The organism is Paractinoplanes ferrugineus (assembly GCF_016862195.1).
Lineage (GTDB): Bacteria > Actinomycetota > Actinomycetes > Mycobacteriales > Micromonosporaceae > Actinoplanes > Actinoplanes ferrugineus.
Genome location: NZ_BOMM01000022.1, coordinates 1 through 20,143, shown reverse-complemented (window position 1 = coordinate 20,143; position 20,143 = coordinate 1). Strand labels below are relative to the sequence as shown.

16 protein-coding genes are annotated in these 20,143 nt (G+C 71.4%); 6 read left to right on the top strand and 10 right to left on the bottom strand.

The window, feature by feature from the left end:
* Nucleotide 1: 1 nt before the first annotated feature.
* From Afe05nite_RS13760 to Afe05nite_RS13750, 3 genes are read right to left on the bottom strand one after another with little or no spacing between them, the layout of a single operon-like run.
* The gene (locus Afe05nite_RS13760) at nt 2-1,918 is read right to left on the bottom strand and encodes an ATP-binding protein (RefSeq protein WP_203817460.1); all 1,917 of its coding nucleotides are present in this window, start codon (nt 1,916-1,918) and stop codon (nt 2-4) included.
* Nucleotides 1,915-3,177: a sensor histidine kinase gene (locus Afe05nite_RS13755; protein ID WP_203817459.1), complete on the bottom strand. Its 1,263-nt coding sequence runs from the start codon at nt 3,175-3,177 to the stop codon at nt 1,915-1,917. The genes Afe05nite_RS13760 and Afe05nite_RS13755 overlap by 4 nt, the downstream gene beginning before the upstream one ends.
* A 48-nt stretch (nt 3,178-3,225) precedes the next feature.
* Nucleotides 3,226-5,328 (bottom strand): transglycosylase domain-containing protein, encoded by a 2,103-nt coding sequence (locus Afe05nite_RS13750; RefSeq protein WP_203817458.1) that lies wholly within the window; start codon nt 5,326-5,328, stop codon nt 3,226-3,228.
* A gap of 391 nt (nt 5,329-5,719) precedes the next feature.
* Between Afe05nite_RS13750 and Afe05nite_RS13745 the strand changes: the two genes are divergently transcribed.
* Both Afe05nite_RS13745 and Afe05nite_RS13740 read left to right on the top strand, forming a co-directional pair.
* Complete coding sequence (locus Afe05nite_RS13745; protein ID WP_203817457.1) at nt 5,720-6,361, top strand: DUF6230 family protein; 642 nt, start codon at nt 5,720-5,722, stop codon at nt 6,359-6,361.
* An 84-nt stretch (nt 6,362-6,445) separates the two neighbouring features.
* Nucleotides 6,446-8,071 carry a DUF6114 domain-containing protein gene (locus Afe05nite_RS13740; protein WP_203817456.1) on the top strand — a complete coding sequence of 542 codons (1,626 nt, stop codon included), beginning with the start codon at nt 6,446-6,448 and terminating at the stop codon, nt 8,069-8,071.
* Here the strand turns inward: Afe05nite_RS13740 and Afe05nite_RS13735 are convergent.
* From Afe05nite_RS13735 to Afe05nite_RS13720, 4 genes are all read right to left on the bottom strand, one after another.
* Nucleotides 8,068-11,067 carry an NHL domain-containing protein gene (locus Afe05nite_RS13735; RefSeq protein WP_203817455.1) on the bottom strand — a complete coding sequence of 1,000 codons (3,000 nt, stop codon included), beginning with the start codon at nt 11,065-11,067 and terminating at the stop codon, nt 8,068-8,070. The two genes, Afe05nite_RS13740 and Afe05nite_RS13735, sit on opposite strands and share 4 nt — an antisense overlap.
* Nucleotides 11,055-12,116 carry a COG1361 family protein gene (locus tag Afe05nite_RS13730; protein WP_203817454.1) on the bottom strand — a complete coding sequence of 354 codons (1,062 nt, stop codon included), beginning with the start codon at nt 12,114-12,116 and terminating at the stop codon, nt 11,055-11,057. Before Afe05nite_RS13730 ends, Afe05nite_RS13735 begins: the two co-directional genes overlap by 13 nt.
* A gap of 14 nt (nt 12,117-12,130) precedes the next feature.
* Nucleotides 12,131-13,099, bottom strand: a complete 969-nt coding sequence (locus Afe05nite_RS13725) for a hypothetical protein (RefSeq protein ID WP_203817453.1) — start codon at nt 13,097-13,099, stop codon at nt 12,131-12,133.
* A gap of 167 nt (nt 13,100-13,266) precedes the next feature.
* A complete protein-coding gene (locus Afe05nite_RS13720) occupies nt 13,267-13,656 on the bottom strand; it encodes a DnaJ family domain-containing protein (RefSeq protein ID WP_203817452.1) in 390 nt (129 codons plus the stop codon).
* Between the two features lie 90 nt (nt 13,657-13,746).
* Here Afe05nite_RS13720 and Afe05nite_RS13715 point away from each other — a divergent pair, with 90 nt between their 5' ends.
* Nucleotides 13,747-14,016 carry a DUF2277 domain-containing protein gene (locus tag Afe05nite_RS13715; RefSeq protein WP_203817451.1) on the top strand — a complete coding sequence of 90 codons (270 nt, stop codon included), beginning with the start codon at nt 13,747-13,749 and terminating at the stop codon, nt 14,014-14,016.
* 55 nt (nt 14,017-14,071) lie between these two features.
* Here the strand turns inward: Afe05nite_RS13715 and Afe05nite_RS13710 are convergent, their stop codons facing one another.
* The 3 genes from Afe05nite_RS13710 to Afe05nite_RS13700 form a co-directional block, all read right to left on the bottom strand.
* Nucleotides 14,072-14,812 carry a YcnI family copper-binding membrane protein gene (locus tag Afe05nite_RS13710; protein WP_203817668.1) on the bottom strand — a complete coding sequence of 247 codons (741 nt, stop codon included), beginning with the start codon at nt 14,810-14,812 and terminating at the stop codon, nt 14,072-14,074.
* Between the two features lie 91 nt (nt 14,813-14,903).
* The gene (locus Afe05nite_RS13705; protein ID WP_438868103.1) at nt 14,904-16,259 is read right to left on the bottom strand and encodes a sensor histidine kinase; all 1,356 of its coding nucleotides are present in this window, start codon (nt 16,257-16,259) and stop codon (nt 14,904-14,906) included.
* The gene (locus tag Afe05nite_RS13700) at nt 16,259-16,918 is read right to left on the bottom strand and encodes a response regulator transcription factor (protein ID WP_203817666.1); all 660 of its coding nucleotides are present in this window, start codon (nt 16,916-16,918) and stop codon (nt 16,259-16,261) included. The genes Afe05nite_RS13705 and Afe05nite_RS13700 overlap by 1 nt, the downstream gene beginning before the upstream one ends.
* A 107-nt stretch (nt 16,919-17,025) precedes the next feature.
* Here Afe05nite_RS13700 and Afe05nite_RS13695 point away from each other — a divergent pair, with 107 nt between their 5' ends.
* From Afe05nite_RS13695 to trpA, 3 genes are all read left to right on the top strand, one after another.
* Nucleotides 17,026-18,144 (top strand): LolA family protein, encoded by a 1,119-nt coding sequence (locus Afe05nite_RS13695; RefSeq protein ID WP_203817450.1) that lies wholly within the window; start codon nt 17,026-17,028, stop codon nt 18,142-18,144.
* 73 nt (nt 18,145-18,217) lie between these two features.
* Entirely contained in the window at nt 18,218-19,372 is a 1,155-nt protein-coding gene (gene trpB, locus Afe05nite_RS13690; RefSeq protein WP_203817449.1) for a tryptophan synthase subunit beta, read from the top strand.
* The gene (gene trpA / locus Afe05nite_RS13685) at nt 19,369-20,121 is read left to right on the top strand and encodes a tryptophan synthase subunit alpha (RefSeq protein WP_203817448.1); all 753 of its coding nucleotides are present in this window, start codon (nt 19,369-19,371) and stop codon (nt 20,119-20,121) included. The genes trpB and trpA overlap by 4 nt, the downstream gene beginning before the upstream one ends.
* Nucleotides 20,122-20,143: the final 22 nt, after the last annotated feature.

The following is a 20,143-nucleotide window of genomic DNA, read 5'->3' as shown; positions in this document are numbered from 1 at the left end:
CTCAGGCGGCGACGGTCGCGAGCGCGGGCAGGACGATCGTGAAGGTGGAGCCCTGGCCCAGCGCGGAGCGGACCGAGACGGTGCCGCCGTGCTCGGCGATGATGTTGCGGACGATGGCCAGGCCGAGGCCGGTGCCCTGGACCGCCTCGTCCATCGCGTTGGTCGCCCGGTGGAACGGCGTGAACACGCCGGGCAGGTCGTCGGCGGGGATGCCCATGCCGGTGTCGGTGATGGAGATGACCGCGTTCGGGCCCTCGGCGGACAGGCACAGCTCGACGCGGCCCCCGGGCGGGGTGAACTTGATCGCGTTGTCGGTCAGCTTGCGCAGGGCGCGTTCCAGCTGGACGCTGTCGCCGCGTACCCGGGCCGCGCCGACCTCGAGCGTGGTGTCGACGTTCTTGGAGCGGGCCGCGGCGGCCAGCTCGTCGTGTACGCCGGTGACCATGACGGCCAGGTCGACCGGCACCGCTTCGGCCCCGATCCGCTCGTTGTTGCGGTCGAGCAGCAGCAGGTCGGCCACGGTCGCCTGGAGACGATGCGCGTTGCGCAGGATGGCGGCGAGGCCGCGTTCCTGCATCGGGGTGAGCCCGCCGCCGTCGCTGAGCATCTCGCTGTAGCCGAGGATGCTGGTCAGCGGCGTGCGCAACTCGTGCGTCACGGTCGAGACGAAGACGTCCTTCTGCTCGTCGAGCACCCGCAACTCACTGATCAGCCGGGACTGGCGCAGGGCGAGCCGCTGCTGACGGATCGCGTGGTCGATGTCCCGGCCCAGGCCGGCCACCAGGGCCCGCTCGTCGTCGGTCCAGTCCGGCCGGGCCGGCCGGTTGATCAGGAGCAGGCCGGCCGCGCAGTCGTCGTCGCCGGTCATCGCGACCGCCAGGGCACCCGGCAGACCGGCCACGTCCCGGGCCTTGCCGGGCTGGCCCGCCCGCACCCGGCGGACCACGTCCGGGGCGAGCGCGGGCGCGTTCTCCGGCCAGCTCACCGAGAAGGCCGCGCCCCGTCCGACGGCGTACTGGCCGTAAACGGCCTCGGCGCCGAGCGCGGCGCCGAGCATGCGGGCCAGCCGGCGGCCGTTCTCGGTCGGGTCCTCGCGCTCGGTGCGCAGCTCGGCCGCGATCCGCTGGCGCACCTCACCGGTGTCGGCGCGGGCCTGCTCGGCGGTGAGCAGCCGCTGGATCTCGGCGGCCAGGTCGTTGAGGGTGCCGATGACGGCGCGCATCTCGGCGGGCCCGGTCTGTTCGGCGCGGGCGCCGAGATCACCGTCGGCGAGCCGGCGCAGCGTCTGGCGGATGTACTCGACCGGCTGCAGCAGGTGCCGCTGATGGACGTACGCCATCGCCAGCCCGGTGACCAGCACCAGCACCGCCAGCCCGGCGAACAGCAGCTGCACCTGTCCGATGGTGCGCCGATCGGTGGCGACCGTGGCGTCGCGCTCGGCGGCGATGGCCCGGGCGGCCGCCCCGTTGGCGGTGCGGAGCTGGTCGAACAGCGCCTTGCCGTGCGCGGCCCGGGCGGCGTCGGTGTCGACCACCCCGGCGTTGACGATCGGGATGGCATAGCCGTAGAGCCACCGGTCGACGGCCACCCGCTCGTCGCCGACGAGCTTCTCGATGCCGGCGTCGGGGGCCCGTGCGATCAACCGGGTGAGCTCGACGAACGCACCGGCCCGGCCGGTGTCGTACGGCCTGAGGTAGTCGATGTCGCCGGTGAGCTGGAAGCCTCGTACGCCGGTCTCGGCATCTGTCATGAACTGCAGGATCGACCGGTTGGAGTCGGCCATCCAGTCGATGCGGGCCATCCGATCCGCGTGCTGGGTCTGCAACCGGTCGCCGACGACCAGTTGGAGCGTCACCAGCGCGAGGAACAGCAGGCACAGTACGGCGAAACCGGCCGCGACACGACGCCGGAGCTTCATCGACGGCCCGCCACCCGGACCGCGGCCGGCAGGGTGAAGACGACCGTGGTGCCGCCGCCCGTCGTCTCCCCGGCGGTGATCCGCCCGCCGTGCCGGTCGATGATCCGCCGACAGGTCGACAGGCCGATCCCGTGCCCGCCCCGTGCCGACGGGTCCACCTGGGTGAACATCTCGAAGACGCGGTCCCGCTGGTCGGCCGGGATGCCGAGGCCGTTGTCGGCGACCGAGACGACCCATTCGGCGCCGTCGTGGTGGGCGTCGACGGTGATCCGGCACGGGCGGTCCGGGTGCCGGTACTTGAGTGAGTTGCCGATCAGATTCTGCAACAGCTGGCGGATCAGGGTGGGGTCGCAGGTCAGTTCGGGCAGGTCGTCCGCGATGGTGATCTCGGCGCCGGCGAGCCGGGCCGCCAGGTCGGCCAGGGCCAGCTCGACCAGCTCGCCGAGGCCGGCCGGCTCGAAGCGGCACGGGGCGTGACCGGCCCGGGCGTACGACAGCAGGGCGGTGATGAGGGCGGACATCCGGCCGACCGCGCGTCCCGCCGCGCCGATGAAGTGGACGGCTTGGCTGTCGGCGGCGTAGTTCTCGCCGAGCACCTCGAGGTAGCCGTTGACCACGCTGAGCGGGGCGGCCAGGTCGTGGCTGACCACGGCGGCGAACTGTTCCAGCTCGGAGTTGGAGCGGCGCAGCTCGGCGATGGTGGCGGCCCGGTCGGCCTGGGCGCGCTCCAGCTGCGAGTTCTTGGCGCCCAGCTCAGCGGCCAGGTCGCCGTTGACCCGGGCCTGCCGGCGTCGCTCGAACAGGGCCAGGACGACCAGGCCGAGGTCCTTGAGCCGGGCGACCTGATCGTCGGTCAGCTCCCCCGGCTTGTCGTCGAAGACGCAGAGCGAGCCCAGCGCGTACCCCCGCGGGGTGATCAGTGGCACCGAGGCGTAGTTGCGCACGTAGCCCAGCGCCCCGGTGACCCAGGGGTTGATCTTGAAGATGGGATCGGCGCGGGCGTCGGCGCGGTGGATGAACTCGCCCTCCTCGAAATGCACGGCGCACATCGAGTCGGCCCGCGCCGAGATGCCACCCTCGAAACCGAACGAGGTCAGCTGACACTGCCGGTTCTCGTCGATGAGGTTGAGGGTGGCGTTCGGGACGCCGGCGACCAGGGCGGCCACCCGGACCACCGCCTCCAGCTCGTCACCCGCGGGCAGGTCGAGCAGGCCGTACTCGTGCAGCGCGGCGATGCGCTCCTGCTCGCGGGTGGTCACCTCGATAAATTCGGCAGCCGGGCCCGCCTACCTGAGGCTGCCGATCAATCAGCCGCCGAAGGCGATCTGGCTGCTCGGAGCGGTGAAATCGGGATAGCCGTCGCCCGACGCGGCCCGCAGCGCCTTGGCCACCGCCACGATCACCTGCGCCTGCACGGCGGCACCGACGTGGTTCGACGGGTCGGCCGGGTCGGCCGCGATGCCCGCCGACACCGCGGCCCGGGTGAAGCCGACGAACGTCTCGGTGCTGTTGTCCTCGGTGCTGCCGGTCTTGCCGGCCACCGGGCTGCCCTTGAAGATCGTGCCCACCGAGGTGGCGGTGCCGCCGTCGCACTTGCCGAAGCTGCTCTGCTGGCCCACCGGGCAGCGGGCGGCGTCGGTGGCGGCCCGCGCCACGTCCGGGTCGAGCACCTGCTTGCAGCCGTCCGGCAGGGCGACCTTCCGGCCGTCCGGGCCGGTGATCGACTCGACCGGCAGCGGCGCGCAGTAGGTGCCTTCCGCGGCCACCGTCGCATATGCCGAGGCCAGCTCGAGCGGGGTGGTGTCGATGACCCCGAGGGTGAACGAGCCCCACGAGTCGGCGCCGGTCGCGGCCAGCTGGGCGTCGCTCTTGGCGGCGAAGCTGATGCCCAGCTTCTTCGCCTCGGCGACCACGGCGGCCGGCCCGACCTCCTGCTCGAGGTGCACGAAGTAGGTGTTCACCGAGCGGCCGAACGCGTTCCACATGGTGCGGTAGCCGTCCATCCAGCTCGGGTTGGCGTTGCCCGGGCAGTAGTAGCCGGCGCAGTTGCCGGGCCCGCTGTCAGGCCATTCGGTGCGCAGTTTCGCCGGCGAGTCGAAGCCCTCGGCGAGCGGCCGGCCGGCTTCGAGGGCGGTCAGCATGGTGAACATCTTGAAGGTCGACCCGGCCGGATAGCCGGTCACCCCCGGGCCACCGCTGACCAGCGGGTTCACTGTGTTCTGCAGGCCCTTGGCGGTCGAGTACCGCCGATTGACGGCCAGCGCCAGGACCTTGCCGGTGCCCGGCTGCACGACCGCGATCGGCAGGACCTTCTTGCTGTTCAGTCCGTAGACCGAGCGGGACTGCTCGGAGGCGGTCCGCTGCACGTCGCGGTCGAGGGTGGTGACGATCGTGTAGCCGCCGCGGCGCAACGCCATGTCCCGTTCGGCGCTCGTCCTGCCGAACTGGGCCTGCTGGTCCCACCAGCGGCGCACGTAGTCGCAGAAGAAACCCCAGCCGTCGGTCCGGCCGGCGGCGTCCACACACCCGTTCGGCTGGGTCTTGCCGGAGTACGTCAACTTCTCGGCCGCGGCCGCCCGGTGCTGGGCTGCGGTGATCATGCCGGCCTTCTCCATGGCGCTGAGCACGTACCCCTGGCGCTCTTTGGCCTTGACCTGGCTTCCGGTGCCGACCGGGTTGTAGGCGTCCGGCGACTGCGCGATGCCGGCGATCAACGAGGCCTGGGCCAGGTCGAGCTTGGCCGGGGTGGTGCCGAACAGCCGGCGGGCGGCCGCCTCGATGCCGTAGGCGCCGTCCCCGAAATACACGATGTTCAGGTAGTTCTGCAGGATCTGCGGCTTGGACAACTGCTGCTCGATGGTGATCGCGTACTGGATCTCCTTGAGCTTGCGGGCCGCGGTGTCCTCGGTCGCGGCCGCTCGCTCGTCGGCGGTCAGGCTGGGATCCTCCTTGAGCACGTTGCGCACGTACTGCATGGTCAGCGTCGACGCGCCCTGCTCGGCGGTGCCGCTGCGGGCGTCGGTGACCAGCGCCCGCGCGACGCCCTTGAGGTCGACGCCGCCGTGCTGGAAGAAGCGCACGTCCTCGGCCGCGACCATGGCGTCCTGCATGACCTGGGAGATCTGACCGAGGGCCACGTCGTGCCGGTCCTCGTCGTAGAACATCGTGACGAGCGTCTTGCCGTCGTTCGCGTAGACCCGCGTGACCTGGGCGCTCGTCGGAGTGATCAGCTGCCGGGGCAGCTCACTCGACTGCTTGTCGGCCCAGTGCGTGCCGGCGAGGACGATCGCTCCGGTCGGGATGGCCGCCACCCCCACGAGCACGCCGACCAGCAGCAGTACACCGCCGAGCCGGGTGATGGCGCCGCGGCGCCGGCGTTCGGGGGTCTCGCCGGGGGGTGGCTGGATCATTCTGGGGTCCTTTCTGGCATCCGCCCTTCAGTCGGTAGCACCGAAATCTGAGATGTCGCTGGGATTCGTTACCGATCCGTAACTTTTCGGGTCACTTATACACGTGGTGACGATCACACCGGACTAGGCGTATCGAGTTGTCCAGATTAGGGACGGAATTCCGTCGAACGCGATGATCAACCTCACCCTGAGTCATGGAAATCCGGTGACTTGGGTTACTGACTGGTAATCCAGCCACTTGTAGTCCGTGAGCAGGGGCGGCAACATTTCCCGCACGTTAAACGACGGCATCGACGGACCCCACTGCACACGGCCGACCGACAGGGTCATCCGTCGATGCGAGCCCATGGCGGGGGGCCGGTGCGAGCCGTCTGAATCCATAGGAGGATCCGTGAAGGATGCGCTGAGCGAGCAAGGCGAGGGGCGCACCAACTGGCGCCGTTTCGCCATTGCCGCCGTCATCCCGGGGGCGGTCGCCGGAGCACTGGTCGCGGGAGTCGCGTCCGGAGCGCTGGCCGCCAGCTTCTCGGTGTCGGGCACCCAGTTCAAGCTTTCCGCCGACCAGCTCGTCGGGGACGGCTTCACGCAGTACAGCGGCGTGCTGGGCACCGAGGCCGGCAAGACCGACCCCAACGCCAACATCCCGGCCGCCATGTCGGGCATCCAGTCGGCGAAGATCTACAACCTGTGCCAGACGGTGAAGGTGGGCTCGTTCGTCCTCCGCATCGAGGCCGGCAAGGACAAGGCCAAGCCGGTCGAGGCGTCCAACCTGGTGATCGGCATGTCCGAGCTGAACGGTGACGCGACGTTCAAGAACATCGACATCGGCCAGGACGCCGCCACGCTCACCCGGGACGGCCGCAGCGGACCGGAGCACGGCGTGCCCGGCACCAAGGCCTTCGGCCAGCAGGCGGAGAGCGTCACGATCGACGGCCTCAAGCAGGTCGCCTACTCGACGTCGGCGTCGACCTTCAAGCTCACCGGCATGAGCCTGAAGCTCTACCTGACCGGTGGCCAGGAGTGCTTCTCCTGATCTCGTAGCGGGGCTCGCGGGTGACCTCCCGCGGGCCTCTCTCATGTACGGCTATTTCTCGCACCACCCTTTTCTGGAGGACCCGTGGCCACCGACAACTTCTGGGGCAAGTTCCGCCGCTGGCGGCGGCACCGCCCGTTCTGGGGCGGCCTGTTCCTCATCCTGTCGGGCGTCGAGCTCTTCATCAGCGCCAACATGAGCCTCGGCGGCATCGAGCTGCACCTCGGTCCCCAGGGTTTCCTCTCCTACCTGATCCCGATCATGCTGCTGCTGGCCGGCCTGCTCATCTGGTTCACCCCGGCGCAGCGCCTGTTCTACGCCATCATCGGCCTGCTCGCCGCGCTCTACTCGTTCGTCGGCCTGAACCTCGGCGGCTTCTTCTTCGGCATGCTGCTCGGCATCGTCGGCGGCGCGCTGGCGATCGCCTGGACGCCGCGCCGGCCCCGGCCCGGCGCCGAGCTCGGCGACCAGCCGCCCACCGGCGAGCCCACCGACCGGGACGAGGACACCCCCGAGGACATCGGCGACGACATCTTCGGCGAGCGCCGCGACGCCGACGAACGCCGCGACATCGAGGAGACCCAGCGCATCGAGATCGCCGGGCACGACGACCGGCCGCACGATCCGGTCCGCCCGGCCACCCGATCGGTGACCGAGGCTCCGGCCGAGGGCCCGCGACCGGGTCTCGGCCGGCTCGGCCGCAGCCCCAAGGCGATGGTGCTGGCGATCGTCCCGCTCGCGGTCACCGCCACCGTCCTCGTGGTCGGCAGCAACCTGCAGGCCAGCGCCGCGGTGGAGTGCCCCGAGGGCCTGCCGTCGGCGACGAGCTCGGCCACCTCCGCAGCCGGTTCGAAGGCGGCCGCCGCCGAGCGGAAGGCCGCGGCGAAGAAGACCACCACCACCACCACCCCGGCGGCGGCGAAGACGACCGCCGCCACTGCCACCAAGACCACCGCCCCGGCCGCGGCCCCGGCGGCAACCGAGGACGGCGGCGGCAACGCGGTCGTCGACGGCATCGGCGACTTCTTCGACGGCGTCGGCAATCTGCTCGGCATCAACGACGACGAGACGTCGTCACCGAGCGGGTCGCCGACCCCGTCGGACCCGGCCACCGAGACCAAGGAACCGGTCCCGACCGCCACCACGCCGGCCGAGGCCGCCACCACACCGCCCGCGACCACCACGCCGGCCGAGGCCAAGCCCGACGGTTCGAGTGCGGCGTCGGTGCTGCCGGCCGCGACCGGCGACGAGATCCCCTGCCTGGGCGCCCGCGTCAAGGGCCTGGTCGCCGACCCCGACGGCATCCCGCTGGTCGCCGCGAAACCCGGCCTCATGGAGGTCGACTCGCTGACCATGCACTACGCCACCTACGACGGCGTGGTCGACATGCCGGTGCAGGGCGGCGGCAGCTTCAAGGCGCTCAAGTTCAGCATGCGGGAGGCCGACAACGAGCCGTTCAAGCTGACCATCGCCGAGCCCGGCGGCGGCAAGACGGTCATCTCCAGCAAGAAGCTCGTCACCAAGGACAACGTGAAGTTCTACACGCCCGAGTTCAAGGGCAACCTCTTCGGCGTCATCCCGGTCACCTTCACCCCGGACAGCCCGCCCCCGCTGATGCTCGACTTCCTCTGGTTCACCAAGGCCAAGATCCAGCTCGCGTACGTCCGTTGCGACACGCTCACCGGCGACCCGCTGAAGGTCGCGGGTTAGTAGGCCGGCGTCACGGTGTAGCCGATCGTCCCGGAGTAGGTGCCGGGCGGCAGCAGGTTGTCGACGCGAACCCGGGTCGACAGGCCGATCACGTCGCCGGTCACCGACGTGGGCCGGGTTGCCGTGACGGCCGTCTCGCCGGTGGTGGTGTAACCGGCGTACGCCCCGGAGAGTGCCGCCGCCCCGGCCCCCGCACCGCTGCCACCGACGCCGGTGACCGTGTAGCCGAGGCGATCGACGCCGAAGGCGGCGGAGCCGACCGCGGTGGCCTGGCCGGCCGAGACCGGCGAGATCGTCCCGCCGGGACCGGTCAGCGACGTGCCCCGGACGGTGACGGTGTAGCCGTGGGTGGCGTTGGTGCGCACCGTGATCGGCATGCTGGTGACGACGTCGGCCCCGATCAGCGGATCCACCAGGATCGTCCGGGAACCGGGGACGGTGACCAGCTCGCTGGGGTTGGGCAGGGGAAGGACGGCGGAGCTGGGGGTCACGAAGGAGACGGCACCGGACCGAGCCGTGTCGACGGTGCTGCCGCCGGTGGTGAGGGTGGTGACGGTGCTGTACTGCGGGCCGGTGCTGCCGGTGTTGGTGAAGTTGCCGGCCGAGAGGTAGACGTGCCGGCCGGCCGGGACGGTGATCGCCGACCCGAACGTGTAGGTGAGGGTGTTGGTGGCGGTGTCCAGCGACAGAGCCCCGTCGGCCGGCAGGTCGACCACGCTGACCAGGGCCGGTCCGGGATTGGTGGTGCCGCTCGGGACCGTGAAGGTGATCCTCCCGATGGCGACGGCGGTCTGCGCGACGAACTCCCACCCATAGGTGGTGCCCGGGTGCGACACGGTGGCGTCGGAGACGTAGAAGGTGGCGGCGGTGCCCTGCCGGGTGAGCATGCGCACGCGGATCTCGCCGGACGACGGAATGTAGAGGTTGCCGGTCGAGTCCACCGCGAGCCGGCCCGGTCCGAACAGGAACGACCCGGTGGCGGCGCCGGCCTGGCCGTCACCACCCCACGAGCCGCTGCCGAGCTTGCCGGCGACATTGTGGATGACGCCGTGCCGGTCGACCCGGCGGACCACGTGGTTCCCGGTGTCCGCGAGGTAGATCTCGCCGCCGGTGCCGAAGGCGAGACCGGCCGGGCCGTTGAGGGTGGCGCCGGTGGCCAGGCCGCCGTCGCCGGTGCCGCCGGACACCCCGGTTCCGGCGATCGTGCCGATCACGCCGGAGCGGACGCGACGGATCACGTTGTTGCCGGTGTCGGCGATGTACATGTCCCCGGCGAGGTCGAACCGCACGTCGCCGGGGCTGGTGAGGGCGGCCGAGGTGGCAGCACCGCCGTCCCCGGAGTAGCCGGCGCTGCCGGTGCCGGCGATCGTGCCGACCACGCCACCGCCCACCGAGCGGATCTTGTGGGAGCCGTAGTCGGCGAAGACCACGGTGCCGGCGGCCGTGACCGTGAGGCCGTACGGTTTGTTGAGGGTCGCGGTCGCGACGACGCCGTCGGTGCTGCCGGTCGAGCCGGTGCCGGCCACGGTGCTGATCACTCCCGTGCCGGCGGCGACCTTCCGGATGCGCTGGTGACCGGTGTCGGAGATGTACAGGTCACCGGCCGCCGAAACCGCCACGGCCTGCGGGTTGTACAGATTGGCGCTGGTCGCCGCGCCACCGTCGCCGATGTTGACACCGCTGCACGGCGCGGTGCAGGGCAGGCCGTTGCCGGCCACCGTGCTGATCACCCCGGAGGTGTCGATCCGGCGGATCCGGTTGTTCCAGGAGTCGGCCACATAGACGTTGCCGGCCGCGTCGAGCGCCGCCCCGGCCGGATGGCTCAACTGGGCGGCGGTCGCCGCGGCGCCGTCCCCCGAATAGCCACGCCACGTGTTGCCCGCGACCGTGGTGATCACCCCGAGACTGCTGACCCGGCGGACCACGGAGTCGCTCGACGTGGACGTGTTGGTGATCAGCGCGCCCTGCGCGACGTAGAAGTTGCCCGAACCGTCCCGGGCCAGATCGGTGGGACGGTCCAGGGCGGCGAGGATCGCCAGGCCACCGTCACCGGACAGACCGGTGGTGCCGTTACCGGCGAACGTGGTGATCAGCCCGCCGACCGTGAAGCGGCGCAGGCGGTCGTTCGTCGAGTCGGCGAAGTAGATCACGTCGGACGAGTCGATGACGATGCCGGTCGGGCAGCTGATCGCCGCCGAGGTGGCCGCGCCCCCGTCACCGCTGTACCCGGCCGTCCCGGTGCCCGCGACCACGGTGGGCGCGCCGCCCGACGGGGCGTACCGGTTGATCGTGTTGCCGACGCAGTCGGTGACGTAGACGTTGCCGGCGCTGTCGAACGCGACGTCCTCCGGCCCGCGGATCGTCGCCGGCGCCGTCGGGGTGAGCGTGGCGAACGTACTGATCGCCCCGGTCGCGGCGGTCACCTTGCGGACCACGAAGTTGTCGGTGTCGGCGATGTAGTAGTCGCCGTTGGGGGCCACCGCCACCCCGGCCGGGTTCTGCATCCTCGCCGAGGTCGCCGGGCCGCCGTCGCCGGAGTACCCGCTCGACGACCCGGCCACCGTGGTGATCACCCCGGTGGTCACGTTGACCTTGCGGATGCGGTGGTTCGAGGTGGCGGCGACGATCAGGTTGCCGGCGGCGTCCAGGTCGACGTCGTACGGGTTGTTCAGGCCGGCCGACGTCGCCGGGCCGTTGTCTCCGGAGTTGTTCGGTACGCCGGTGCCGGCCACGACGGTGGCCGTGCTGGTGGCGAGGTCGACCTTGCGGATCGTGTTCGAGTCCTGATCGGCGATCCACAGAGTGGTGCCGGCCGTGTTCACGGCGACGCCCCGGGCCGCGATCCCGATCGAGGTGGCGGCACCGGTCGCCACCGTGCCCGCGACGGTGGCGAGGTCACCCGGCGCGGCCGGCGCGGGCGATGCGGCGGGTACGACCGCCGCAGCCGCCGTCACCAGGACCAACGGCAGGAGCAGCCGCGCCCTCAACCGGCCCATGCGGTCTCGGTTCGGTCGTCGTCGCGCGGACGGCGCCCTTTCGCGCGATGCCGGCCCCCGGTCAGCTCGGCCGCCCGGCGGCGGGCCGCGCGCCGCCGCCGCAGCCAGACCAGGTAGGCGGTCAGCACCAGTGCGACGAGGCCGAGCAGGATCAGCGTCAGCCACGGGATGACCAGCAGGGCGTCACCGCCGGCGGTCAACGTCTGCAGGGTGCCGGTGCCGTTGCCGTACATGACCTGCGCCTGCGGCCGGGCGTAGAGGAAGAAGCCCCGGACGCGGTAGTGGAACTCGACGTGCCGGGCGGTCCCCGCGGGCAGGAGTCGCATGCCGTCGCCGGTGTGCACGGTGGCCACACCCTCGTGGGTGAGCTCGTTGTCGAGCGCCACCTGATCGCGCGCCATCGCGGCCGCCTCGCCGACGTTGACCATGTCGTACGCGCCGTCGAAGGTCGACCCGATGGTGATGAACCGGTTGGGTTGCACGCTCAGGGTCAGGTGCCGCTGCCGGGCCCCGGCCAGTTGCAGCGACACGAGCGCGCCGATGCGGTGGTAGATCCGCACCGCGGCGCTGGGCTCGACGGGCTGCGCCTCGGCGACGAAACCCAGCAGGTAGATGTCGGGCAGCACGGTCGGCGGCACCGTGATGACCACCGGCACCGACCGGTACGAGTGCGCGGCCAGCTGCAACGACGGCGTGACGGTGACGCCCGGCGACCAGGTCGGGTCGCTGCGGTCGGTCAGCTCGGCCTGGCCGTCGTCCAGCGGGCGGACCCGGACCGAGCGCACCTTCACGGCCAGCGGGTGGGAGCCGTTGTTGGCGATGGTGAGCTGCGTACGCACGACGCCGTCAGCGTCCGGCGACACCGGCTCGGCGGAGGTGCTCACCGAGAAGTCGGCCGACCCGCCGGTGCCGGGGTGCGGGACCGTTGCCGAGGTGGTCGAACCGGTGCCGGGATGCGGGACCGGTTCCGCCGCCGCGGGAGACGCCGGGCCGGCCAGCACCGCGACGGCGGCGACCAGCGAGGCGGCCCGCTGGGCAAGGGTGCGCACCGGAGACTCCCGGTTCAGTAGCTCGGGACCACGGTGTACGTCACCGTGGCGCTGTAATCGTCGGCCGGCTGGGTGTAGTCGATCTTCGCCCGGTTGGTGATGGTCACCGCGTCACCGTTTGTCGGGCCGCTCGCCGACACCACATTGTCTCCGGCGCCGGTCACGTAACCGACGTAGTTTCCGGAAGTCAACGGCGACGACGTGCCGGTGCCGAGCCCGGTGGTGGTCAGCGTGTAACCGAACATGCCGGGGGCGAAGGCGGCCGGCGCCAGCCCGGTGGTCCGGTCCGGGGTCGCCGCGGTGATATGACTGCCCGGATGCACCGCACCGGTGAGATGTTGGCTCGTCTTGACGTTCAGCACATAGCCGTTGGTGGCGTTGGTGGCGATGCCCAGATGGACGGCCCGGGTCTCGTCGGACAACGCGGCCACCGACGGATCCATGAGCATGGTGAAGCTGGTGGTGTCACTGGTGAAGGCCGTGGACCGGGCCACCACCACGGTGACCGCGGTGGTGTTGCTGTTGATCGCCACCGTGCTGCTGGTGGCGGTGTCGCTGCTCGACCCACCGACCACCGTGGTGACGGTGCTGGCGTACGTGCCGGGGGTGCCGGTGTTGGTGAACCCGTCGAGCGAAACCAGCACCGAGGTGCCGCCGGCCACCGACGAGGGCGTGGTCACCGTGTACGTGACGGTGGTTCCGCTGAGGGCGGCGGTGCCACCGGTGAGGCCGTAGACGTCCACGACGCTGGGCGTGCCACCGGTGCCGGCCGGGACCGAGAAGGTGACGGACTGGATGATGCCCGTGGTGGCGGTGGTGAAACTCCAGGTGTAGCGGACACTCGAGGTGCTCGGCTGAGGATTGGACAGTGACCAGGAAACACTGGTGAGCGCGGCGGCGTAGGCGGGAGCGGCCACGGCGAGAGCGGCACCGGTCGATAACGTTGCCAGCGCGGCCAGGCGGGACGTCCAGTTGCGAAACATGTCCAACTCCCGTTCGAGGTGACGGCTCGCCCTACCGTCGGCGACAACCCGGTAGGTCTTGAGCCGATCACCCCTGCGGGGTCCGTGAACGGCTGTGGTGTGCCGCACTCCCTCCGGTAACTCCTATCGACCGGGCCGGCCCGCGATGAACCGCGACGGGAAAGTTCTCAGTTCGTGCGGCGTTCCCGCCACCCGGCCACGACCACGTCGGCGTCGCGCGGCGGGAGCACCACCGGCGGTCCGTCCATCAGCCCGACACGAGCCTTGCCGAGGCGCTCGTTGAGCTCGGCGACGTGGTCGCGCACCTCCCGCTCGCTCCGCAGCCGGTCCACCTTCTCAGCCAGGTCCTCGACGTCCCGGCGCAACGCGAGCGTGGGCGGGACGACCCCGGCGGTCGCGCCCTCCCGCCGCAGCCAGTCCCGGACCCACCAGTCCTCTTCGTAGTCCCGGCCGGCGTCGGCCAGCGGTTTCCCGCGGCCCTCGAGGTTGTCGAACTCGCCGCGCTCCGCCGCCTCGCGCAACTGCCGGTCGATCGACGACTCGTACCAGTGCACCATGCACCCAACTGTAAATCGCCCGCCCGGAACGCCTCGGCGGCGGCGTAGGTTGGGCGAGACCTCAGACGTACCGGGGAAGGACCACGACCGATGTGCCGCAACATCCACCAACTGCACAACTTCGAGCCGCCGGCCACCGTCGACGAGATCCAGGCGGCGGCCCTGCAATACGTGCGGAAGGTCGCCGGAGCCACCCGGCCGTCGCAGGCCAATCAGGCGGCGTTCGACCGGGCGGTGGCGGCTGTCGCGGCCGCCACCGCCGAGCTGCTCGAGGAGCTCGTCACCACCGCCCCGCCGAAGAACCGCGAGGTGGAGGCCACGAAGGCGCGCGCCCGAGCCGAGAAGCGCTACGCCTCCTGACCCGCGCCGCCCGGACGACGCGAGCGCTCCGGGCGGCCGGGGGTGCGGACGGCGGTCAGGCCGAGACCTTGGTCTCCTCGGCGGCGACCGGCTCGGTCGGGCGGCGGCTCGCGCGCTGGAACGCCAGCAGGGCGAGCACCAGGGCGAGCAGACCCGCGACCAGACCGGCGATGCCGAAGGCGTCCGGGCCGTCGGAGTCCTCGGAGCCGACCGGCGCCGCGGCGGCGGCCGTGGGGGCGGCGGCGGCCGCGTCGGTCGCGGTGGCGGCGGTCAGCTTCAGGACCGGGGCCGGGTGTTCGGGCTCGGAGCCGTCCGTGGTGGGCTCGTCGATCCAGCGGGTGACCGTGCCGTCGGAGTAGGTCTGCAGCGCCTTGAAGACCAGCTGACCCGACTCGGGCAGCGGGCCGAGCGAGACGTCGAACTCCTGGAACGTGCCGGGCTTGATGTCCGAGCCGGTCTGCGCGGTCCAGGTGATCTTCGAGACCGCCTCGGTGATCTCGGTGTCGTGCGCCTTGATCGGGGTCGCGAGCTTCGACTTCACGGCTTCGGCGGTCCAGCCCGGCACCGGCTTGAGCGAGACCGACGCGACCGGCTTGTCGGCCGGCAGGTTGACCTCGACCTTCGTGGTGCTGGCGGTGTCCGACTCGTTGGGAACACGGAACGTGACCTTGGTGTAACCACCCGGCGTAGCGGTGTTCGGGTTGACGGTCACGTGCGCCGAGGCCGGGGCGGCCAGCGCGAGAGTCAGGCCGCCGACGACGGCGGCCACCAGGGCCGAGCGCTTGAGCAGGGACATCGGTGTCGCAACCTCCATGGGGGGTTCATCGCCCGCAGTCGGGCACGGAGGTTGGTCGGACGAGGTGGCCGAAAAGTTCCCGCGGCCTCGGTCAGCCGGCGGGAAGGCGGACATCGACGCGGAGGCCGGGTGCGGCGTCGCCCAGCGTGACCGTGCCGTGGTGGCGGCGCACCAGTTCCCGGACGATCGCGAGGCCGAGGCCGGAGCCGCCGGCATCGCGGGCCCGGGCGTCGTCGAGCCTGGTGAAACGGTCGAAGACGCGTTCGCGGTCGGCGGCCGGGATGCCGGGGCCGTCGTCGGTGACCGTGATGCGGGCGAACCCGCCCTCCTCAGCCACCTCGACGCCGACTTTCGTGCGGGCATGCCGTTCCGCGTTGTCGATCAGGTTGGCCACCACCCGGCCGATGGCGTCCGGCTCGAGGGTCGTGACGATCGGCCCGGCCGGCCGGGCATAGGCGAGGTCGGGATAGCGGGCGGCCACCTCGGCGACCAGCACCCCGAGGTCCACCTCGGCGAGCCGGGCGGCGGCCAGCCGGCCCGGTGGCGCCCCGTCGTCGGAGCGGGCGAGCAGCAGCAGGTCGTCGACGAGGCGGCTGAGCCGGTCGACGTCGGTGAGCAGGTCGGCGGAGAGCGCCGGCCAGTCGGTGTCGGGCAGCCGCTGCGCCACCTCGAGTTCGGTCCGCATGTTGGTGAGCGGGCTGCGCAGTTCGTGCGCGGCGTCCGCGACGAACGCCCGCTGCCGGGCCCGGGCCGCGTCGAGCCGGTGCAGCATGCCGTTGAGGGTCACCGACAGCCGGTAGATCTCGTCGCGCGACTCGGGCACCGGCAGCCGGCCCGCCCGGGTGCCGCCGGTGATCTCCTCGGCGCCCGCCCGCAGCGCCTCCACCGGCCGGAACGCGGCACCGAGGGTGCGCCACATGATCGTCGCCAGCATGGCCACGAGCAGCGGGAACGCGATGAGCAACGTGACACTCAGGATGTGCACACCCTGGCTGAGGTCGTCGGTCGAGCGGGCGACCAGTACGTACTCCGGGTTGGTGGGTGCCCCGGCGGTCTTCACCACGACCCGCACCGGGCCGTTCATCCCGATCCGGTCGCCGGGGATCTCGATGATGTCGCCGTCCTTCATCCCCCGCAGTTCACTCTCGCGCAGGATCGAGAAGACCCGGTCGGAGTTCGACGCGGCCGCCACCACCCGGGCGTCGGCGGTGACCACCTGGGCCTGCATGTTCGGGTTGACCGTGAACGCCTCGGGCAGTTCGCGCTGGTTGACCAGGCCGACGACGCCGGTCGCGGTCTCCAGGGCCTCGGTGTTGACGGCCCGCAGCAGCGCGTAGTTGAGCACCCCGATCAGCAGGATGCCGCCGGCGGCGAGTCCGGCGCTGACGATGAGCACGGTGAGCCACAGCAGGCGGGCCCGCACGCTGAGTTCGCGGGGCCGGCGCATCACACAGTCGCCAGCCGGTAGCCGGCGCCGCGCACCGTCTCCAGGCGATCCCGGCCGATCTTGCGACGGAGGTAGCCGACGTAGACCTCGACCGCGTTCGGGGCGGTCTCGACGGCGGCGTCCCACACGTGGTCGAGCAGCTCGATCTTGCTGACCACCTCGCCGGGCCGCCGGATCAGGTATTCCAGCAGGGCGAACTCGCGCGTGGTCAGCACCACCTCGGACCCCGCCACCATGACCCGGCGCTCGGCCGGGTCGAGCTCGATGTCGCCGAACGTCAGCACCGGTGGCCGCTCGTGCGCGCCCCGCCGCAGCATCGCCCGCAGCCGGGCCAGCAGCACGATGTAGGAGAACGGCTTGGTCAGGTAGTCGTCGGCCCCGCAGTCGAGTCCGTCGGCCTGGTCGTACTCGCCGTCCTTGGCCGAGAGCATCAGCACCGGCACCCAGTTCCGCTCGGCCCGCAGCTGACGAACGATCCGATAGCCGCTCAGCCGGGGCAGCATCACGTCCAGGATCATCGCGTCGTAGCCGCCGTGCCGGGCCATCTCGAGCCCGTCCTGACCGTCGCCCGCCACATCGACCGCGAAGCCCTCGGCCTGCAGCCCACGCTGAAGCGCCGCCGCCAGGCGCGCCTCGTCCTCCACCACCAGCAACCGCACGCTCATACTTTTACATGTAGGGCGCCACCCCTAGGGGAAGCTCTCAGCACGGTCACAGCCCTTACACCGCACAGTGGTAGGCAGAGAAACAACGGGAGGTGGACATCGTGTCCGTGTTCAGCAGGCCGGCACTGCGCTGGTTGGTACCGTCCGCCGCGGCGGTTGTCGTCATCGGGGGCGGCGCCGTCGCCGGCACGCTCGTCGCCAGCGCGGACTCGTCGCTGCCCGAGCGCAGCGCGGCACAGTTGCTGGTCGACGTGCAGAGCGCCAAGGTCGACGGGTTGTCCGGGACGGTCGTGGAGAGCGCCGATCTCGGTCTGGGGGCATTCGCCAATCTGACCCAGGGCAAAGGCGATCTGTCCTCGCTGCTCGGCGGCAGCAACACCGCCCGCGTCTGGTACGCGGGTGAGACCAAGGCCCGGGTCGCCCTGCTCGGCACGCAGGGTGAGACCGACGTGATCCGCAACGGCTCGGACGTCTACCTGTGGAAGAGCACGGAGAAGACGGCCGCGCACTTCAAGATCCCGGCGGGGGCCGACGCCAAGCACCGGGAGCTCGGGGCGGCGTCGACGCTGACTCCGCAGCAGGCGGCCGACGAGGCCCTGGCGGCCATCAACCCGACCACGGCGGTGAGCACCACCGGCGCCGCGAAGGTGGCCGGCCGGGACGCGTACGAGCTGGTGCTCAGCCCGAAGGACGCGGGGTCGCTGATCGGCCAGGTGCGACTGGCCATCGACGCCGAGAAGCACATCCCGCTGCGGGTCGACGTCTACGCGAAGAACGCCACGAAGCCCGCGGTGCGGGTGGCGTTCCAGCAGATCAGCTTCGCGGTGCCGGATGACCAGCAGTTCGTCTTCAAGGCGCCGGCGGGCACGAAGGTGCAGGAGAGCACCGCCGGTGAAGTGAAGAAGGGTCTGGCGGACCACCAGAAGGCCGCCGCCGAGAAGCAGGAGCGGGCGAAGGCGGACGCGTCGAAGTCGGGCGCGCCGAAGATGATCGGCACCGGCTGGACGACGATCGTCTCGGCGAAGCTGCCGAAGACCGACGCCGCCGACTCGCAGGCCAAGCAGCTGTCCGGGCTGACCGGGATGCTGCCCGAGGTCAGCGGTGCCTGGGGCAAGGGTCACCTGTTCGCCGGCACCCTGTTCAGCGTGCTGGTCACCGACGACGGCCGGGTGTTCGCCGGCGCCGTCACCCCGGAGAAGCTGTACCAGGCCGCCGCCTAGATAGTTCTAGAACTCTCCGCCGCGATGTGCAACACTGCGGCGGAGAGTTCTATAACTGTTGGAGGTGGCTTTCATGACGTCCCTCATGACCGAGCCCGCCGCCGGTCGCTTCGGTGACTTCGGCGGCCGTTTCGTTCCCGAGTCCCTGGTGCCGGCCTGCGCGGCGGTCGCCGCCGCCTTCGGCGAGGCCTGGGCCGACAAGGATTTTCGCGACGAGCTGGACTCGCTGCTCGCGGTCTACGCCGGTCGCCCGACGCCGCTGACGCCCGCCGGCAACCTTTCCGCCCGGCTCGGCATCTCGCTGTGGCTCAAGCGCGAGGATCTCGCCCACACCGGCAGCCACAAGATCAACAACGTGCTCGGCCAGGGGCTGCTCGCTCGCCGGATGGGCCGCACCCGGCTGATTGCCGAGACCGGCGCCGGCCAGCACGGCGTCGCCACCGCCACCGCGGCCGCCCTGCTCGGCCTGTCCGCGACGATCTACATGGGGTCGCGGGACATCGAACGGCAGCGGCTCAACGTGCACCGGATGGAGATGCTCGGCGCCACCGTCGTGCCGGTGACCAGCGGCAGCCGCACCCTCAAGGACGCGACCAACGAGGCGATGCGGGCGTGGGTGGCCGACACCGATCAGGCCCACTTCCTGCTCGGCTCGGTCGGCGGTCCCCACCCGTACCCGTGGATGGTGCGGGAGTTCCAGCGGGTGATCGGCACCGAGGCCCGCCGGCAGGCGGGCTTCACCCCGGACGTGGTGGTGGCCTGCGTCGGCGGCGGCTCCAACGCGGCCGGCACGTTCGCCGGCTTCGTCGACACCACGGCCCGGCTCATCGGCGTGGAAGCCGCGGGCGGCGCCGCGATGTCGAACGGGGCACCCGGAGTCGTGCACGGCACCCGCTCCATGGTTCTGCAGGACTCCGAGGGGCAGATCGCCGAGGCCGAGTCGATCGCGGCCGGCCTCGACTACCCGGGAATCGGCCCCGAGCACGCGCATCTCGGCGCGATCGGCCGGGCCGAATACCGCACCGTCACCGACGACGAGGTGATCGAGGCGGTCGGCCGGCTGGCCCGCAGCGAGGGGATCATCTGCGCCCTCGAGACGGCGCACGCGGTGGCGTGGGTGCTGAAGGCGGCCGGCACCGCCGACCTGCCGGCGAACTCGACAGTCGTGCTGACCCTGTCCGGGCGCGGCGACAAGGACATGCACACTCTGATCGGGGACAAGGCATGACGACCACTCTCCTGCGCCGGGACCGCAAAGCTCTGGTCCCCTACCTGACCGGCGGCATCACCGCCGACTGGACCGACTACCTGCACGCCCTCGAGGCGGCGGGCGCCGACGCGATCGAGATCGGGTTGCCGTTCTCCGATCCGATGCTCGACGGCGCCACGATCCAGCAGGCGTCCGACCGGGCGCTGGCCCGGGGCGCCACGGTGGCGTCCATCCTCGCCGACCTCGCCCGGGTCACGGTGGGCGTGCCGCTGGTCGTGATGACGTACGCCAATCTGGTCTTCCGGGCCGGCCCCGCCGCCTTCTGCGCTCGCCTCGCCGAGGCCGGCGTCTCCGGCCTGATCGTCTCCGACCTGCCGGTGGACGAGCTCGCCGAGGTGGAGCGGGCCGCCGCCGACGCCGGGCTGGCGCTGATCCTGCTCGTCGCCCCGGTCACCAGCGACGAGCGGCTGGCCGAGATCGTACGGCGGGCGAGCGGCTACCTCTATGCGATAAGCGTGATGGGTACGACCGGGGAACGCGACACCCTCGCCGACTCCGCGGCCCCGCTCGCCGCCCGCATCAAGGCGGTCAGTGACCTGCCGGTGCTTCTCGGTTTCGGCATCTCCGGCCCGGCCCAGGCGGCAGCGGCCGGGGCGGTCGCGGACGGCGCGGTGGTCGGTGCGGCCGTGATGCGCCGAATCCTGGACGGCGCCACACCGGACGAACTGGCTGTGGACATCGCCCGCCTGCGCGCGGCCCTCGACTAGGGTCTTGGCTCGCGGATCACGC

Excerpts from the sequence above, each read along its gene's own strand:
- Afe05nite_RS13760 (WP_203817460.1), bottom strand. The coding sequence starts at position 1,918 with ATGAAGCTCCGGCGTCGTGTCGCGGCCGGTTTCGCCGTACTGTGCCTG.
- Afe05nite_RS13750 (WP_203817458.1), bottom strand. The coding sequence starts at position 5,328 with ATGATCCAGCCACCCCCCGGCGAGACCCCCGAACGCCGGCGCCGCGGC.
- Afe05nite_RS13735 (WP_203817455.1), bottom strand. The coding sequence starts at position 11,067 with ATGGGCCGGTTGAGGGCGCGGCTGCTCCTGCCGTTGGTCCTGGTGACG.
- Afe05nite_RS13725 (WP_203817453.1), bottom strand. The coding sequence starts at position 13,099 with ATGTTTCGCAACTGGACGTCCCGCCTGGCCGCGCTGGCAACGTTATCG.
- Afe05nite_RS13720 (WP_203817452.1), bottom strand. The coding sequence starts at position 13,656 with ATGGTGCACTGGTACGAGTCGTCGATCGACCGGCAGTTGCGCGAGGCG.
- Afe05nite_RS13715 (WP_203817451.1), top strand. The coding sequence starts at position 13,747 with ATGTGCCGCAACATCCACCAACTGCACAACTTCGAGCCGCCGGCCACC.
- Afe05nite_RS13710 (WP_203817668.1), bottom strand. The coding sequence starts at position 14,812 with ATGTCCCTGCTCAAGCGCTCGGCCCTGGTGGCCGCCGTCGTCGGCGGC.
- Afe05nite_RS13705 (WP_438868103.1), bottom strand. The coding sequence starts at position 16,259 with ATGCGCCGGCCCCGCGAACTCAGCGTGCGGGCCCGCCTGCTGTGGCTC.
- trpB (WP_203817449.1), top strand. The coding sequence starts at position 18,218 with ATGACGTCCCTCATGACCGAGCCCGCCGCCGGTCGCTTCGGTGACTTC.
- trpA (WP_203817448.1), top strand. The coding sequence starts at position 19,369 with ATGACGACCACTCTCCTGCGCCGGGACCGCAAAGCTCTGGTCCCCTAC.